The 15,689-nt window shown below is 27.5% G+C and carries 14 protein-coding genes; all 14 read right to left on the reverse strand.

The features are described from left to right. Nucleotides 1–26: 26 nt before the first annotated feature. Nucleotides 27–1,886, reverse strand: a complete 1,860-nt coding sequence (locus IPH62_02215) for an ABC transporter ATP-binding protein (GenBank protein ID MBK7104081.1) — start codon at nucleotides 1,884–1,886, stop codon at nucleotides 27–29. Nucleotides 1,887–1,961: 75 nt separating this feature from the next. Next, nucleotides 1,962–3,020, reverse strand: a complete 1,059-nt coding sequence (locus tag IPH62_02220) for a CDP-glycerol glycerophosphotransferase family protein (GenBank protein MBK7104082.1) — start codon at nucleotides 3,018–3,020, stop codon at nucleotides 1,962–1,964. A gap of 3 nt (nucleotides 3,021–3,023) precedes the next feature. Further along, nucleotides 3,024–4,094, reverse strand: coding sequence for a hypothetical protein (locus IPH62_02225; GenBank protein ID MBK7104083.1), 1,071 nt, complete (start codon nucleotides 4,092–4,094; stop codon nucleotides 3,024–3,026). Further along, nucleotides 4,072–5,133 carry a lipopolysaccharide heptosyltransferase II gene (gene waaF, locus IPH62_02230; GenBank protein ID MBK7104084.1) on the reverse strand — a complete coding sequence of 354 codons (1,062 nt, stop codon included), beginning with the start codon at nucleotides 5,131–5,133 and terminating at the stop codon, nucleotides 4,072–4,074. The genes IPH62_02225 and waaF overlap by 23 nt, the downstream gene beginning before the upstream one ends. 2 nt (nucleotides 5,134–5,135) lie before the next feature. Further along, a complete protein-coding gene (locus IPH62_02235) occupies nucleotides 5,136–6,227 on the reverse strand; it encodes a glycosyltransferase family 4 protein (protein MBK7104085.1) in 1,092 nt (363 codons plus the stop codon). Beyond that, nucleotides 6,208–6,972, reverse strand: coding sequence for a glycosyltransferase family 2 protein (locus IPH62_02240; GenBank protein ID MBK7104086.1), 765 nt, complete (start codon nucleotides 6,970–6,972; stop codon nucleotides 6,208–6,210). The genes IPH62_02235 and IPH62_02240 overlap by 20 nt, the downstream gene beginning before the upstream one ends. 10 nt (nucleotides 6,973–6,982) lie before the next feature. Further along, nucleotides 6,983–8,128 carry a glycosyltransferase gene (locus IPH62_02245; GenBank protein ID MBK7104087.1) on the reverse strand — a complete coding sequence of 382 codons (1,146 nt, stop codon included), beginning with the start codon at nucleotides 8,126–8,128 and terminating at the stop codon, nucleotides 6,983–6,985. Nucleotides 8,129–8,130: 2 nt separating this feature from the next. Continuing rightward, nucleotides 8,131–8,844 (reverse strand): class I SAM-dependent methyltransferase, encoded by a 714-nt coding sequence (locus IPH62_02250; GenBank protein MBK7104088.1) that lies wholly within the window; start codon nucleotides 8,842–8,844, stop codon nucleotides 8,131–8,133. A gap of 1 nt (nucleotide 8,845) precedes the next feature. After that, a complete protein-coding gene (locus IPH62_02255; protein ID MBK7104089.1) occupies nucleotides 8,846–10,057 on the reverse strand; it encodes a glycosyltransferase in 1,212 nt (403 codons plus the stop codon). A 7-nt stretch (nucleotides 10,058–10,064) separates the two neighbouring features. Further along, the gene (locus tag IPH62_02260; protein ID MBK7104090.1) at nucleotides 10,065–11,009 is read right to left on the reverse strand and encodes a hypothetical protein; all 945 of its coding nucleotides are present in this window, start codon (nucleotides 11,007–11,009) and stop codon (nucleotides 10,065–10,067) included. Nucleotides 11,010–11,074: 65 nt separating this feature from the next. After that, nucleotides 11,075–11,713 carry a site-2 protease family protein gene (locus IPH62_02265; protein ID MBK7104091.1) on the reverse strand — a complete coding sequence of 213 codons (639 nt, stop codon included), beginning with the start codon at nucleotides 11,711–11,713 and terminating at the stop codon, nucleotides 11,075–11,077. Between the two features lie 2 nt (nucleotides 11,714–11,715). Next, nucleotides 11,716–12,606 (reverse strand): site-specific tyrosine recombinase XerD, encoded by an 891-nt coding sequence (xerD, locus tag IPH62_02270; protein ID MBK7104092.1) that lies wholly within the window; start codon nucleotides 12,604–12,606, stop codon nucleotides 11,716–11,718. After that, the gene (locus tag IPH62_02275) at nucleotides 12,606–14,825 is read right to left on the reverse strand and encodes an HDIG domain-containing protein (protein ID MBK7104093.1); all 2,220 of its coding nucleotides are present in this window, start codon (nucleotides 14,823–14,825) and stop codon (nucleotides 12,606–12,608) included. Before IPH62_02275 ends, xerD begins: the two co-directional genes overlap by 1 nt. Further along, on the reverse strand, nucleotides 14,818–15,666 hold the full coding sequence (locus IPH62_02280) for an HAD family hydrolase (GenBank protein MBK7104094.1): 849 nt from the start codon (nucleotides 15,664–15,666) through the stop codon (nucleotides 14,818–14,820). Before IPH62_02280 ends, IPH62_02275 begins: the two co-directional genes overlap by 8 nt. Nucleotides 15,667–15,689 lie beyond the last annotated feature (23 nt).

Below are 15,689 nucleotides of genomic sequence, written 5' to 3' on the forward strand. Positions count from 1 at the left end.
TTCTTTAATTGTTTGAGTAAATAATTTTATTCTAAATTTCTAAATTGTAATTCATACAATTTTCTGTACAAACCTTTTTCATCATTTAACAATTCTTGATGATTTCCTTGCTGAACTATTTTTCCTTTATCTAAAACTAAAATTCTATTTGCATTTCTAATTGTACTCAATCTATGTGCTATAACAAAAGTTGTACGTTCAGCCATAAGTCTTTCAATAGCTTCTTGAACCAACATTTCGGACTCATTATCAAGAGCCGATGTAGCTTCATCAAAAATCATTATTGGCGGATTTTTTAAAAGTGCGCGCGCAATTGATAACCTTTGTCGCTGACCACCGGAAATTTTTGTTCCATGCTCGCCAATTACAGTTTCATATTTATTTGGTATTTCCTCAATAAAATTATGGGCATTAGCAATTTTTGATACTTCAATTATTTTTTCAAGAGGATAATCTTTTAAACCATATGCAATATTTTTCTTAATCGATTCATTAAATAAAACTGTTTCTTGAGTTACAATTCCCATTAATTTTCTTAAACTTTCAAGAGAAATTTCTTTTGTATTAATTCCATCAATTATAATTTTGCCGGAAGTAGGATCATAAAATCTTGGTATTAAATCTACAAAAGTTGTTTTACCGGCACCGCTTCCACCAACGAGTGCAATTATTTCTCCTTTATTAACTTTGAGTGAAATGTTATCCAAAACAATTTCATCAGAATCATCATATTTAAAAGTTACATTTTGGAATTCTAAACTTTCTTTAAATCCATCGATGGTTATTGGGTTTGCAACATTTTTAATTTTTGGTTCAGTATCAATAACTTCAAAAATTCTATCACCGGCGGCAATTGCTTCTTGAATTCTATTATTTACGGTTGCTAATGTTTTCATCGGAGGAATCATTTGGAAAACTGCTAACAAGAATCCTAAAAATTCACTTGCTTTCATTGTTTGATCAACCAATACTAAAATTCCACCATAATAAATAATTACAACACCAACCAAAACCGCAATAAATTCAGTACTTGGAGACGATATCGATTGTATTCTAATTTTCTTAAGAGCTAATTTAAAATAAGTTCTAGTGAAGTTCATGAATTTACTGTTTTCATAATCTTCCATTCCAAATGCTTTTACAATTTTTACACCCGTAATTGATTCTTGTAAAATAGAAGTAATGTTTCCCATTTCTTTCTGAAGCATTTTGGTTTGTCTTCTTAATTTAACTCCAATTGTTCCAATTACAGCTCCGGAAATAGGCAGAATAAATAGTGATACCAAAAACAGTTTCCAGCTAATCGAAATAGCAATTCCCATAAAAACTATAATTGTAACTGGTTCTCTAAAAAGACTTAAGAAAAAAATTGAAAAACTATGCTGAACAACATTAACATCATTTGTAATTCTTGAAATTAAATCTCCGGTGCGTTCATTTTTAAAATAACTCATTGGTAATTTGTGCAAGTGTACATAAGCCGCATCTCTAATTTTTTTAATTGTACCCTGCTGTACATATGATAAATAGTAATCTTGCAAATAATCAAAAATTCCTTTAGCAAAAAAAGTTATTACAATTAGAATACAAATTTTGAAAAGTATTTCTGTTGTATCACCCATAAAAATAAAGTTGTGAAATGAATCAGAAATTGAATTTATAAAATCTATAATAAATTGCGGCGTAAAACTATTTTGAAGATTTTGTTTTACAGAAGAAGTTTTTTCAACATTTCCGGATTGGTTAAAAAGTGTATCAAGCAAAGGAATTGACAAATATACTGAAGCTCCGTGCATCAAAGAATAAAGAAATGTAAATAAAATTGCTAATATTAAATGTTTCCAAAAAGGAATAACAAAAGCTAAAATTCTTCTATATGTATTCAAATTTATTTACGTCTTAGTGTGTGATATGTAAAAATAGGCAAAGCTGAATAGGTAAACAAATAGATGAAATAAAAACTATTTTATCGAAATTCCTTTCTTGGCTAAAAATAATTTAATTTTTTCTGACATAATTTTTGTGGCATTTCCATTAAAATTATCAATCATAATTTTTGAATGATGTTTTCTTTTTTCAGAAAGAAGATTTTTATTTTTTAATGAATTTGGTAAAATATTTATTAATTCTTCAAAAGAATTTACTCTAAATGAAATTTCATCCAACATATTAATAATTTTCAAATTTAATCGACCTTTTTCTTCAATTCTAAAAGTAATTATTGGCTTATCAAGTGTGCAGAATTCGGCAATAATTGAAGAAGAATCGCCAATTAAAATATCTGCAAGTAATAAATAAGGAGCAGCTTTTTCATTTTCAATAAAATAAATATTATCCTCTGATTTAATTTTTTCAATAATGTTTTTTTCTGTAAATGAATGAGCAGTTACCAAAATATTGTAATCATTTGTTAATAATCTTAATTTATCATACCATTTTGTAATTGCAGATAATTCCGATTTATTCCAAGTTGCCGAAAACAAAATAATTGGTTTACCATTATTAAATTTTAATTTTACTTTTAGATTTTCTAATTCGTCAAATGAAATTTGTCCATTATGCAAAACATCAATTTTAGGAAATCCGCCAACATCGCCAATTGTAATTCCAATCTCTTTTGCTTCATTCAACTCATTTTGCGATGTGAAAAAATACAAATCAAATTTATTGTATTTCTTTTTGCTAATAAAACTTTTAAAATTATAAGCTCCGTGTCGCATTCCAATTTTAATTATTTTTTTCGCGGGAAACATATGTAAAGAATGTCTCGCCATAAATACAACTTTGGGGTAAACCGGCCATAGTATTGACGAAACGCCATGTTCAAAAAGTTTTTCTTGCACATTTCTGTTTTTTGAAACTATAGTAATTTCTTCAAATTCATTTAGAATTGGTTCGAATATTTCGTAATCAATAAAATCTGTACAATAAAAAACAATTGGGAAAGGATTAATTCTAGAATTTGTGAGATACCAAGCAATTGTATAAGGAATTTTTAATAATATTTCTGAAAATACCATTGCTTAATTTTCTTTTTTTGAATGAATAAATTTTGTTAATCCGTAAGCAATTTCATTTTCAATAGTATTTTTACTTTTTATAAATTTCCATTCATCATTTTGATTTTGATAAAAACCTTCCGAAAGTATAAAAACATTTAAACCAAAATGTAGTGCTTGAAATTCAAAAGTATAAAATTGATTTTGCGATTCACAAATATCTATTGATAAAAACGGCGTGTCAAATTTATCATAAAATGATTTTGCATAATTTAAAAGTTGAACATCAACATCAAAATTAAAATCAAATTTTTTTGCACCACTTGCTCTAAAATCGTTATCTCTATTATGTCTTTTAGTAATATAATATTTATCGTAAATAACTAAAATTCTGTAATCTGCTTTTAAGTTTGGGACAAATTCTTGCAGAATAAAATTATCCCTTTTAGTTACGTAATCTTTGTATTCGTAATAATCAACTTTGTTATTATAATTTGGGTATAGTTTGTAACTTTTCTTTTTTCTAAAATATTTTCTTCTGAGCAAATCTATTTTAGTGAACAATCCAATTTTTTCAAACTTGCTAAGTTTACTCACTAACTCATCTTTATTATTTACAAGGAAAACATTTTTTCCATTTGAGCCATTCACATGTTTCAATACAATCGGAAAAAATAAATCGGAAAATTCAACTTGTGATTTATCATTGAAATAAAAACTCTTGAGAGAATCAACATTTAACTGTTTTCGCAAAAGTTCTTGATAGCCTTTGTTTTCATGGCACAAAAGCAATTGGTAGGAAGGAATTATCAGATTATTAAAATAACTTAAATGTTGAATTAAATCTTTTATATAATCTCTTACATTTTCATTTTGACTAAAAGTGTAAAATATTATTGAATTTTCAATTCCAATATTTTTATTTATAACTTGCTGAAATTCATAGCTTTCAACCTTAAAACCATTTTTATTTAATTGAGTAATAATATTTTTTGTAACCATACTAACCCAAGGTTTTCTGGTTTGACCAAAAAAATTATTTTTCCCAGTAAGAAATACTATTTTGTTAAAATCAATTTGTTCTAAATTTATCATTATTAAATAATTTTTGTTTTATTTCTTGATAAACATAATCCGGTTTTAAATCCAGCATACATTTAAAATGACCAAGCGGACATTTACTTCCGCCGTGTTTCCCACATGGACGGCAATCTAAATCAATCTCTAATATTTTATCATTTCCTCTATATGGATAAAATCCAAATTCTTTTACTGTTGGACCAAATATAGCAATTACATCAGTCTTAACAGCATTTGCAATATGCATCGGTGCACTGTCATTTGATAAAAGTAAATTTAGATTTATAATTAGTGCCGCCGAATCAAGCAATGAAAGCTCTCCGGCTAAATTATGAATTTTCATTTTATTAATTTCAACAATTTCATTGCAAAGAATTTTATCTTCTTTTCCGCCGATTAAATAAATTTCAATATCATCGTCATTCATTAATTTTAAAAGTTCTTTAAAATATTCTTTCGGCCATTGTTTTGTAAATTGTGCAGAACTGGGTGCAATTCCTATTTTGAATCTACTCATTGAATTATTTAAAATGGAATTAATCTTTACTTCTTCCTTTTCACTATAAAATAATTCTGTATCATCATTCAAGGATTTATAACCAAAAGGTTCCAACAATCGCAACACGCGTTTACGCAAATGTAAACCTTTGACTAATTTAATTGTATGTGTGAGTAATTTTTGTCGAGGATATCCAATTCTAATTTTTATTTTTCCAATCAGCATCAATATTGAAGAGGTTAAAGAGCTTTGAACCGATATTGCCGCATCATATTTTTCAATATACAATTTGTATGAAATTTTAATGAAAGAAATAATTCTCGATGTAAATTTTTTCTTATCAAATTCTATTATGTTATTTACATGCGGATTATACCTAAACAAATTGCTTGTCTGTGGAATTACCAAAATGTCAAGAATTGAGTTTGGATAAATATCTTTTATTGCTCTTAAAATTGGAGTACTTAAAATTGCATCACCAATAAATGCAGTTTGAATTACGAGGATTTTTTTAATTGATTTTTTTTCAATCTCATTTAATAATAATTCTGGCATTTTTATTTCAATAATAAATCGTTATAAAGTTTCTTGTATTGCTCAATATTTTTATCGATAGAATAATTTACGGAATCTTTCTTTGCATTTTCAGAAACTAATTTTCTAAGTACCTTATTCTCAATTAGTTCAATAATTGCTTTTGATAAATCATTTGGATTTTTTGGTTCAACTAAAATTCCGTTATGATAATTTTTAATTAACTCCGGAATTCCTCCGGTATTTGTTGCAACAATCGTAAGCCCAATAGACATAGCATCAATAATTGAGGTCCCCAATCCTTCTTTTTTTGATGACAATACAAATAAATCAAAAATTTTTAAATACATTCCAATATCGTTTTGAAATCCCACAAAATAAATATCATAATAAATATTTAATTTTCTGGCAATATTTTCAATTTCATTCTTTAATGGACCATCGCCAACAATACATAATTTTGCATTTTCATATTTTGCTTTAACAATTTTAAATGCTTTTAATAAATTAGGATAATCTTTATGTCCCGCAAAAGCTGCAACTGTGCCGATTAAAAATGTATCAGAATTATTTTTCAAAGTTTTCATTAATTTATCATCAACTGAAATATTATCAAATTTATTTACGTCTGTTCCACTTCTAATTGATAATAGCTTATTTTCATCTATTCCATCTTCCATTAAAACTTTCTTTATAAATTCAGATATGCAAACAATCTTATCGACCTTTTTATTTGAATATTTTAATTTACTTAAAATATTTTTTCTAATATGAAAATCAACTCTTCTAACTGCAATTAGTTTTAATTTTGAATAAAATAATTTAGCAATAATTGCAATAGTTAGAGCATGTGCCGAATGGGCTTGAATTATATCAATTGTATTAGCTTTGCATAGTTTTGAAATTTTGTATGCAGAAAATAAATCAAGTTCACCTAAAATGTTTATTTCAATAAAGGGAAGATTTTTTTCTATGCAGCGATTCTTTATTTCAGAATTTTTATTACAAATTAATAACGATGATATTCCTTGTTTAATTAAACCTTCGTGAAGGTATAAAACTTGCTGCTGCCCGCCTCGCCAATATTTCTCGGTATCAACGTGAAGAATATTCATTATGCTTTTGCCAAACTTTAATATACTTTAGGTAAACTCCAATTGCTGAATGCAGACTTAACAAAAAACCAATTTTTCCATCAAGAAAACCTTTTTGTAAAAAATACATTTTCATGAATTTATTAATACCAAAAAATATCGAACTTATTATTGAATATTTTTTCTCTTCAGAAATATTTTCAATTGCCAAATCCGAATATCGGTTCATTTTAGAAATGTGCAAACTCAATGTAGGATAAGTATAATGAAGCAGCGGTTCATATATTTTTGTTTTCTCACCATTTAAAACAACTGATTCATGAACTAAATTGTCATTAAAATTTCCAAAATTTCTATTGAATAATCTTGATGGAAAATCTTTATCCCAACCGCAATAATTAATTTCCTTTCCAAGATAATATGATTTTCGTTTAATGTTGTAGCCGTTAAACATTGGGTTTACTAAAATATTCTCAATTTTTTTTTTAAGCTCATCAGTTACAACTTCGTCGGAATCAATCGAAAGTATCCAATCATTGGAAGAATTATCTACGGCAAATTTTTTAGTTATGCCAAAACCTTTCCATTCGGTTTGAAATATTTTGCAATTATATTTTTTGCAAATTTCAATTGTTCCGTCAGTTGAGAAAGAATCAACAACAATAATTTCATCAACCCATAATAATGATTTTAAACATCGTTCAATGTTTGCTTCTTCATTATTTGTAATAATTGTTGCGGATATTTTATTTTCTCTTTTTGACATAATTCAAAATTTAATTGCTATTAAAATTAAAGATTTTTCTTAATTCCTTTGCGCGATTTATCCACAAATATTTTTTTGCATAAATAAATATTTCATTCCGCATTTCATCAATTCTGTTTGGATTTAGAATTAATTCATCTATTCTATCCGCAAGTTCATTTATGTTTCCATTTCGAAAAAATAATCCGGTTTTATTTTCTACAATTAATTCGCGAGTAGTTGGTAAATCGCTTGCAATTACTGGAATGCAAAAACTATAATAATCAAATAATTTTAAGGGCGATGTTAAATATTTATTAAAAAAAGTTTTTTCCAACGGAACTATTCCGATTGCAGTTTTCTTTAAATATTCCTTTAATTCAATTTTATTAATCCATCCGGTTATTTTAACCAAGGATGAATCATAATTTTCATCAGCAAAATTTTGAATTGCGTCAATTTCAGATTTTGTTTTTCCGCCTATTATTAATAAATATGGTTTTGATTTAGCTAAAGACGCAGCCTTAATTAATTGAATAACTCCTTTGTGCTTATCCAGCGAGCCGATATAAGTTATATATTTTTTCTCTTGATTTATATTTTCTAAATTTTGAAGACCAGTTCGTGCAAGATGGATTTTGGTGTTTGGAAATTTATTTTCGTACAATTCTTTCTGCGAATTCTGAAGACAGATTACTCCATCAATTTGAGGGATATATTTGTTTTCAATTTTTTCAATTTTCTTTTTCTTTTTTTTATTTATGTCCTCACGCAATTTTGTATCCGCATAAAAATCATGTGATTCAAAAAAAACTTTTACATTGTATTTTAATTTAATCTTCATTAAATATTTTAGAAAAGTTGGATTCCGCGAAATTACAACATCAATTCTATTTTGCTCAATCAGAATTTTCAATTTGTTAAAAATTATTTTATAGTAAAAAATATTAGAATTAAAAATCCATGAATAATTAATTCTTTCAATAAATAAATTTTTAGGAATTGTTAAATCAAATTCTTGTGAAATAATTTCATCTGATGTTTTTTCAGAATTATTTTTTACAAACAAAAAACATTCGTCAAATTCTTGTGCAAGTGCGATTGCATTATTTGTTACAAAGGTAAAACTCGGTGAGTTGGAAGGCCATTTCCCAGTATGTACATAAGCAATTTTCATTTTTATTTTTTACACAACACTGCAAGATATGCAGCTTTATAGGGAAAAAGTAAATTCATAATTTTATCAATAAAAAGAGTAAAATTATTTATTGGAATTTTAAAATTTGAAAAGAGTTTATTTGATCTTTTATTTACAATTAAAAATGTTTCAACCAATTTGAAGCCGGATTTTTCAACACTTCTTTCTAATTTTTCCTTTGTAAAACTATGCAAATGTCCAACTTTGTGAATTCTATTTCCCGTTAATGGATCATCAATCATTTTTGCATTTAAATTTTCGTTGTACGGAACACAAAATAATCCAATGCCATCTTCCCTTATAAATAAATTCATCTTTGCAATTGCCGATTCATAATCTTCAATATGTTCCAAAACTTCTTGAGAAATTACCATATCAAAATTTTTCAAATTTATGTTAAACAAATTCTCGTGAACTTGAGTTATTGTAAATTGATTTGCAATTTCTTTAAACATATCTAAACTATTTTTTGATAAATCTACTGCTGTAATTTCTTTTCCGTTTTTAGAAAGTAAATAATCTAAGTATCCGGTTCCACATCCAATATCAATAATATTTTTAACGCCATTTTGTTTTTTAATAATTTCAAAAAGTTGATTATTCCTCAACATTTCATTTTTATACAATTTGGTATTTTTATTTGCAATCCAAATATTATAAAGTTTTTCATTTTCATAAATTGAATAATCGCTCATTTTAATCCTTCAAGATATTCTGGAATAAATTATAAAGTTGTTCTGCTTGCTTCTTTCTTTCAAATGATTGAATAAATTTTTGATTATTTGATTTTACCAAATTATTATTCTCAAAATTAGCAAGAATTTTTAAAATGCTATTTTGGATTTCTTCCAAGTTTGAATCAATCGCAATATAAGAATTACCGTATTCTATTAGTGTTTCGCTTAGTTCTCCTTCAGAAGAAATAATTGCAAAAACACTTTTTCTTAATCTAAAATATTCAAACATTTTTGCCGGAAACAATTCTGTAATATTCATATTAGTTGCAAACAATAAAAGTACATCAGCTTCATTTAATTTTAACAGCATTTTATCATGTGGAAGATATGATACAAATTTTATAATTTCATTTAATTCCGGATAATCTTTTAGCCATTTTTCATTACCGGAACCGCCAATAAATGTTACGGAAATTTTTTTGGAATTAATTTTATTACTTTTAATTAAAATTGAAAGAGATTTAAAAAAGCTATTTGGAGAATGAAGTTCATTAAGTCTTCCTGCGTATGAAATATTTAAAATATTTGAATTTATTAAAGATTTATTAAAATTCAAATTTTTAAAATCATCTTCGTCATAACCATTTCGAATTACGGTAATTTTTTCCGAAGAAATTCGTTGAGAAAAATTTTGTTTTGCTTTATTTGTGATTGTTGTAATGTGCGTGCAATTTTCTAGAATTCGTTTTTCAAAAATTTTATCTAGATCTTTTAATTTTGCTTTGTGAAATAATGAATTGTCCACCCATTCATCGCGAAAATCCGCCACCCATTTAATTCCAGATTTCAAAGAAATTTGTTCAGCAATAATTTGAGTTGAGTGCGGCGGTGATGTAGAAAAAATTAATTCTATATTTTGTTCTTTAATTATTTTTAATCCTTTTTTAACAGCAGTATATTTCCACAATGCAGATTTATCAGGAGTAAAAAAATTTTTAAATATTTTTTTAAGATCTCCGCTAACATAATCTCCCAAATCATAACTTTTATAAATTTCGCTTTTTTCAATATCAATAAAAAGTGAGTTGTCAATAATTTTATTTTTTTTTGCTGCTGTAAGAACAAATACTTTTGCATTTAATTGAATTAAATATTTCACAAATTTTGAAATTCGCTGAACTGCCGGTCCGCCTTCTGGAGGGAAATTGTATGCAATGATAAGAACATTCATTTAATTTTTACTTATCCAAAAGAATATAATTTTTAAATCCGCCAATTGAATTTCCGCTATTTAATATTTTTTCAATGTATGAAATTGCTCTATATTTTAAAGTTTCGTGTTTATGCAGCTCTCTATATTTATTGGGTTTCCCGAAAAATTGCAATTTACTTTTCCAATTAAAATTACTTATCATTTCTTTCATAACTTCCGGATGCGAATCTTTAAATTCTGCAAGTAAATTTAGTGGACCGTAATCAAATTCTTTGGGAGCTTTTTCATAAAAATCTTTCGCGCGGTTTAATCCCCAATGTACCGAATCTAAAGCTCTTTTTTTATTCTGCATTAAATGAGGAGGACGAACCCAGCCGTAATGATAAACCTCTGCATCGACTTTTGCTACTTTTAATTTTGTATGTCCGTTTTCTTGTCGCGGATTATCATAAAATTCAAATTTCCTAAACGATTGTGCGCTTTGCCACGAATGAATATCCGGTAAATTTCTTACAATTCTAATTTCATTCGGATACCAGCCATGACCATTATGATAATGATGATAATCACCCCAAAAATGTTTATATCTAAAAAGTAATCCCTCAACTTCTTTATCCTCAAGTAATTCCTCGCACCTATTTTTTATGTTTGATAAATATTTTTCATGAATTACTTCATCCGCTTGCAAATAAAAAAGCCAGTCTCCAATACATTTTTTCATTGCAATATCTGTCTGAATTGAATTTATAATTCCTTTCTTAAAATATTTTTCTTCCCAAATTGTATCTATAATTTTTACTTTCGGATCGCCAATTTTCTCAATTCTTTCACGAGTATCATCGCCTTCGCTGCTTTTTCCAACTGCTATATAAAATTCATCCACAATTGGCAGTATTGATTTTATTGATTCAACAATTGGGTAGTAAAGTGAAACTCCATTTTTAACAAAAGAAAAACCGCTAATTTTCATAATTTAGTTTTACCACATTTCAGATTTGAAAAATACTAACTGTTTGTTGCTTCTCAAAATATTTCTTACATACTAAAAAATCCGTTTACCCAATTCACAACATTCATAAAAATATCCCAAAGCGGACTGTAAATAAATAAAAATAATAATACCGTTCCATAGATTCCTAAGTTGAGCATTTTTGCTGTGTATTTATTTGGAAAAATATCAAACAAAATATGTGAACCATCCAACGGCGGAATAGGAAGTAAATTAAAACAGAAAAGAAATACATTAAAAATTATTGTAAGACGAAAAATATTATATAAAATATTGTTTAATTCAATTTGGGATGAAGAGATAAAAATGTAAACTGCGTAAGTTACAATTGCCAAAATTAAATTTGATAATGGCCCAGCAAACGAAACAATAGCATCATCGCGAAATTGATTTTTTAATTTACTGCGATTTACCGGAACCGGCTTTGCCCAGCCAATTAACATAAATCCCGATGTGAATGCTAAAATCGGCATAACAATACTGCCAATTAAATCAATGTGTTTAATTGGATTAAGTGTTAATCTACCTTGTAATTTCGCGGTATCATCTCCAAATTTGTTTGCAGAGAATGCATGAGCAAATTCATGAATGCTTAGCGAAATTAAAAATATTGGAAGGAAGTAAAACATTAAAATTAATTTTTCGTTTATTTGAATTTCCGGCAATTTTAACCTCGTGGATGAAAATCTTTATGAACTTGTTTAACATATTCTCTATCAATGTGCGTATAAATTTGAGTTGTTGAAATATCCGAATGCCCCAGCATTTCTTGAACTGCTCGCAAATCAGCTCCGCCTTCTAATAAATGTGTTGCAAACGAATGGCGAAAAGTATGAGGATGAACTTCTCGTTTAATTTCGGCTTCATCACAATATTTTTTTACAATTTTCCAAATTGACATACGAGAAAGTTTTGAACCTTTTGAATTCAAAAAAACTAAATTTTCACTCTTCATATTTTTTTGAAGAATTGGTCTAACTTTAGTTAAATATTCTTTCAACCATTTAATTGCGCTTGATCCAATTGGAACAATTCTTTGTTTTGAACCTTTTCCCAAAACTCTTATAACGTCATCACTTAAAAATAAATCTGAAATTTTTAAATTAATTGCTTCTGAAACTCTTAATCCGGAAGAATATAAAATTTCTAAAATTGATTTATCACGCAAGCCTAAATTTTCAGTAATATTTGGTCGATCTAGAATTTTCTCAATTTCATTAAAGGATAAAACTGCCGGAAGTTTTCTTGATAATTTAGTTGAATTTAAATTTGAGGTAGGATTTGATTCAACATATCCTTGCTGTTTTAAATATAAAAAAAAACCTTTTACCGATGAAGAATATCTGCTTACAGAAGTTGAAGTTATTCCGTCTTTCTTCTGCTGTTCAAAAAATTCTGTAATGTGTTTAATTTTAATTTGATTAAAATCCGAAAGATTTTTTTGCTCAAAAAAAATAATTAATTTTGTCAAATCATTACGATATGAAGCAATAGAATTTTCTGAAAGATTTTTTTCAATCCGCAGCAATGACAAATATTCTTTAACAAACTCTTGCATTACTGATCTGAGTCTTCCTTAATTTCGTTTTCCATTTCATCTTGTTTAGGATAACGAATTCTTTTATGATGTAAAGCCACCAAAGTTGCGTAAAAAGATTTTCTAATTTTTGTCAAATCAGAAAATGTTAAAGGAGATTCTTCCAATTGTTCATCTTTTAGTCTGCTGCTAATTATATTTGAAACAATATTTTCAATTTTTTCCGGTGTTGGTTCTGCCATTGCTCTTACTGCAGATTCGCAAGCATCAGCAAGCATTAATAGAGCAGTTTCCTTTTTCGTTGGCTTTGGTCCCGGATAACGATATTTGTTTACATCAACATTTTCAATCCCCTTTTCCTCAGCAGCTTTATCATAGAAAAAAGAAACCAATAATGTTCCATGGTGAGTAGTAATAAATTCAATTATTTCTTGAGGTAAATTATATTCTTGAGCCATTGTAACGCCTTGCGTGACATGCTCAATTATCATTTGGGCACTTTGTTCTGTGGTAAGCTGATCGTGAATATTATAATTATCAATTTGATTTTCTACAAACGCACTTGGATTTTGTGATTTCCCAATATCATGATACAAAGCTCCAACTCTTACGAGCAAAGGGTTTGCTCCAATTTCTGCTGCGGCACTTTCTACCATATTTCCCATTGTTAAAGAATGATTAAAAGTTCCTTGTGCATTTCTTGCTAATTCTTTTAAAAGCGGATTATTAAAATCAGTTAACTCAAGTAAAGTTATGTCAGTTGTAATTTTAAATAATTTTTCAAAGAAAATAATTAATCCGTAAGTTAAAACCGGACTAAACAAAGCGTTAGAAGCCGCAAATCCAATCTGCACGGCAATTTCTTCCCAAGGTGCAAATCTTTCCAATCCAAAAGCAAGAATGCTTACCATATAACCTAATAAAATAAATAGGAACGATCGGAAAATTTGATTTCGATTTTTTATATCTCTAACTGTATATGCCGCTAAACCGCCGGCTACTACATTCATAACGGTTAAAGAATAATCATTGCCTCTCAATCCTCCAACAATTAATGCTATTACTATTGTTGCATAAAATCCAATGCGCGAATCAAAGAAAATAGTTACAAGCATTGATACAACGGGAACTAAAATTAATAATTCAATTGGAGCATTTACGTTTATTTGATTTATGAGAAACGCAATGAAACTTATTAAAACTATAATTACTGTGATTAAAAATACTTTAGAATTATCATTAAAAATTTTGGGTCTGAATAAGAAAATATAAACACTAAATAAAGTTATAATTACCAATACGTGTAAAACTTTTCCAATTCCTTGAAGTAGTTTTGACCAAAATCCTCTTTCTTCACCTCTTGCAATTCTATATGAATCAATTTTAAGTTTTATATCTGGAGTAATTCTATTGTGCTTTGCAACTATTCGTTCATCTTCCTCAACAATTCCAACATTTCTTGATACTCTATCTTGAGCTATTTTTATTTCAAGCTCAGAAAGCTCCTTGCTAAATCTCACCGAAGGTTTAAAAAAGTATTGAGAATATTCAAAATAAATTGCCATTAAAGCGGGATCATCCGGAAGAGTTGAACTAATTAAGCTATTTAATCTTCTATCGTTTGCATTTCTATCTAAAATTTTTCCTTTAGGAATTAAGTTCTCAAATTTTCCGTCTCTTAAGGCAATTGTATCTTTTTCAATTTCACTATAATTCAAATTAAAAAAATCTTTTCTATAAACTTCTTCCGTAATATTTATGATATTTGAAAATAATTTTGCAGTTGTAATTGGATAACTTACAGAAAGTGAATTTTCGTATTTTCTGATTTCCTTAATTTTATTAAAACTTTCAATGCTCAGAAAACCAATATTTTTTCCGTCAATATTTTGCTCAATTTGTTTATCAATTTCTGAAAGAAGTCTTTTATTAAATATTATAATTGAATCCGAAACACTTTTCTGAATATTTCGATCAATTTCAAAAACCGGTAAAACACTTTCCGAAGCTTTCAATTTTTCAATTCGATAAGTTTCCGGATCTTTCAATATTTCGAATGGCATAGTGGCAATTAAATCATCTTGAATCCATATTGATCCAACAGCTACATCGAATTCAAGAGCTTCGCCCCTTGGAAACATAAGCGCAATTAGAACAGCTCCAACTAAGATAATAGATATTCTTATTCTTCTGCTTTTCTTAATTCTGCTAATAGAATCTTTGCTAAATATTTTAACCATTTTTAGCTCTAAGAATCATTTCTAAAAATTCTGCGGTTCCGTCTTCTACATTTGTTTTTGATGTAATAAAATCCGCCATTTTTTTTATTTCATCAACTGCGTTAGCAATTGCAACTTTTAATGCTTTAGTTTGAAAAAGTGATTTATCATTATACCAATCGCCCATTACAACCGTATTGTTAATATTTATTTTAAGATGTTTCAGCAATTTCAATAATCCATCGCCTTTTGAACAATTTTTATTTCTGATTTCTAAAAAATAAACTCCGTCTTGATCTTGTGATTTATAAAACGAAGTTTTCAAACCAATCGCACTCGGAAACTTCATTTTACTTTCAATTAATTTTATTGAATTTTTATAATCTCCGGTAATTACAATTTCTAAAGTTTTATCCATTAAATTTTCATAAGATTCAATTTCTTCAAACTTAGCTTCGTATTTATCCATAAGTCTTGGTATTAAAGAATTTTGTTCGGTATAGTAAATTGCTTCATCATGACTTAACGCAACTTTTAATAATAATTCATCCGCCATATCAATTGCTTTTTTTACATACTTTTGTTTTATGTATGATTCAAAAATAATTTCATTTGCCGGATAACTTTTTATAATTGCTCCATCCAAAGAAATTAATGGAGTCTGCAGATTTAAAATTTTTGCATATTCAATCATTGAATTATGAAGTCTGCCGGTTGCAAAAGTAAATTTTACTCCAAACTTTTTTAATTCATTTACCAACTCAATTGATTTCTCTCCAATTTCAGCATATTCATTTAACAAAGTGCCATCAAGGTCAAAAACAACTAATTCAATTTTCTTTAATCTGTTTGGATCAATCATAAATGTAATTCTGTTGTAGGAAT

The sequence above is a fragment of the Ignavibacteriota bacterium genome (assembly GCA_016708125.1).
Classification (GTDB): Bacteria; Bacteroidota; Ignavibacteria; order Ignavibacteriales; family Melioribacteraceae.

Bases quoted from the DNA above. Each gene is read 5' to 3' on its own strand.
- IPH62_02260 (MBK7104090.1), bottom strand. From the start codon at position 11,009: ATGAAAATTAGCGGTTTTTCTTTTGTTAAAAATGGAGTTTCACTTTAC.
- IPH62_02280 (MBK7104094.1), bottom strand. From the start codon at position 15,666: ATGATTGATCCAAACAGATTAAAGAAAATTGAATTAGTTGTTTTTGAC.
- IPH62_02225 (MBK7104083.1), bottom strand. From the start codon at position 4,094: ATGATAAATTTAGAACAAATTGATTTTAACAAAATAGTATTTCTTACT.
- IPH62_02235 (MBK7104085.1), bottom strand. From the start codon at position 6,227: ATGAATATTCTTCACGTTGATACCGAGAAATATTGGCGAGGCGGGCAG.
- IPH62_02245 (MBK7104087.1), bottom strand. From the start codon at position 8,128: ATGAAAATTGCTTATGTACATACTGGGAAATGGCCTTCCAACTCACCG.
- waaF (MBK7104084.1), bottom strand. From the start codon at position 5,133: ATGCCAGAATTATTATTAAATGAGATTGAAAAAAAATCAATTAAAAAA.
- IPH62_02255 (MBK7104089.1), bottom strand. From the start codon at position 10,057: ATGAATGTTCTTATCATTGCATACAATTTCCCTCCAGAAGGCGGACCG.
- xerD (MBK7104092.1), bottom strand. From the start codon at position 12,606: ATGCAAGAGTTTGTTAAAGAATATTTGTCATTGCTGCGGATTGAAAAA.
- IPH62_02220 (MBK7104082.1), bottom strand. From the start codon at position 3,020: ATGGTATTTTCAGAAATATTATTAAAAATTCCTTATACAATTGCTTGG.
- IPH62_02250 (MBK7104088.1), bottom strand. From the start codon at position 8,844: ATGAGCGATTATTCAATTTATGAAAATGAAAAACTTTATAATATTTGG.
- IPH62_02240 (MBK7104086.1), bottom strand. From the start codon at position 6,972: ATGTCAAAAAGAGAAAATAAAATATCCGCAACAATTATTACAAATAAT.
- IPH62_02275 (MBK7104093.1), bottom strand. From the start codon at position 14,825: ATGGTTAAAATATTTAGCAAAGATTCTATTAGCAGAATTAAGAAAAGC.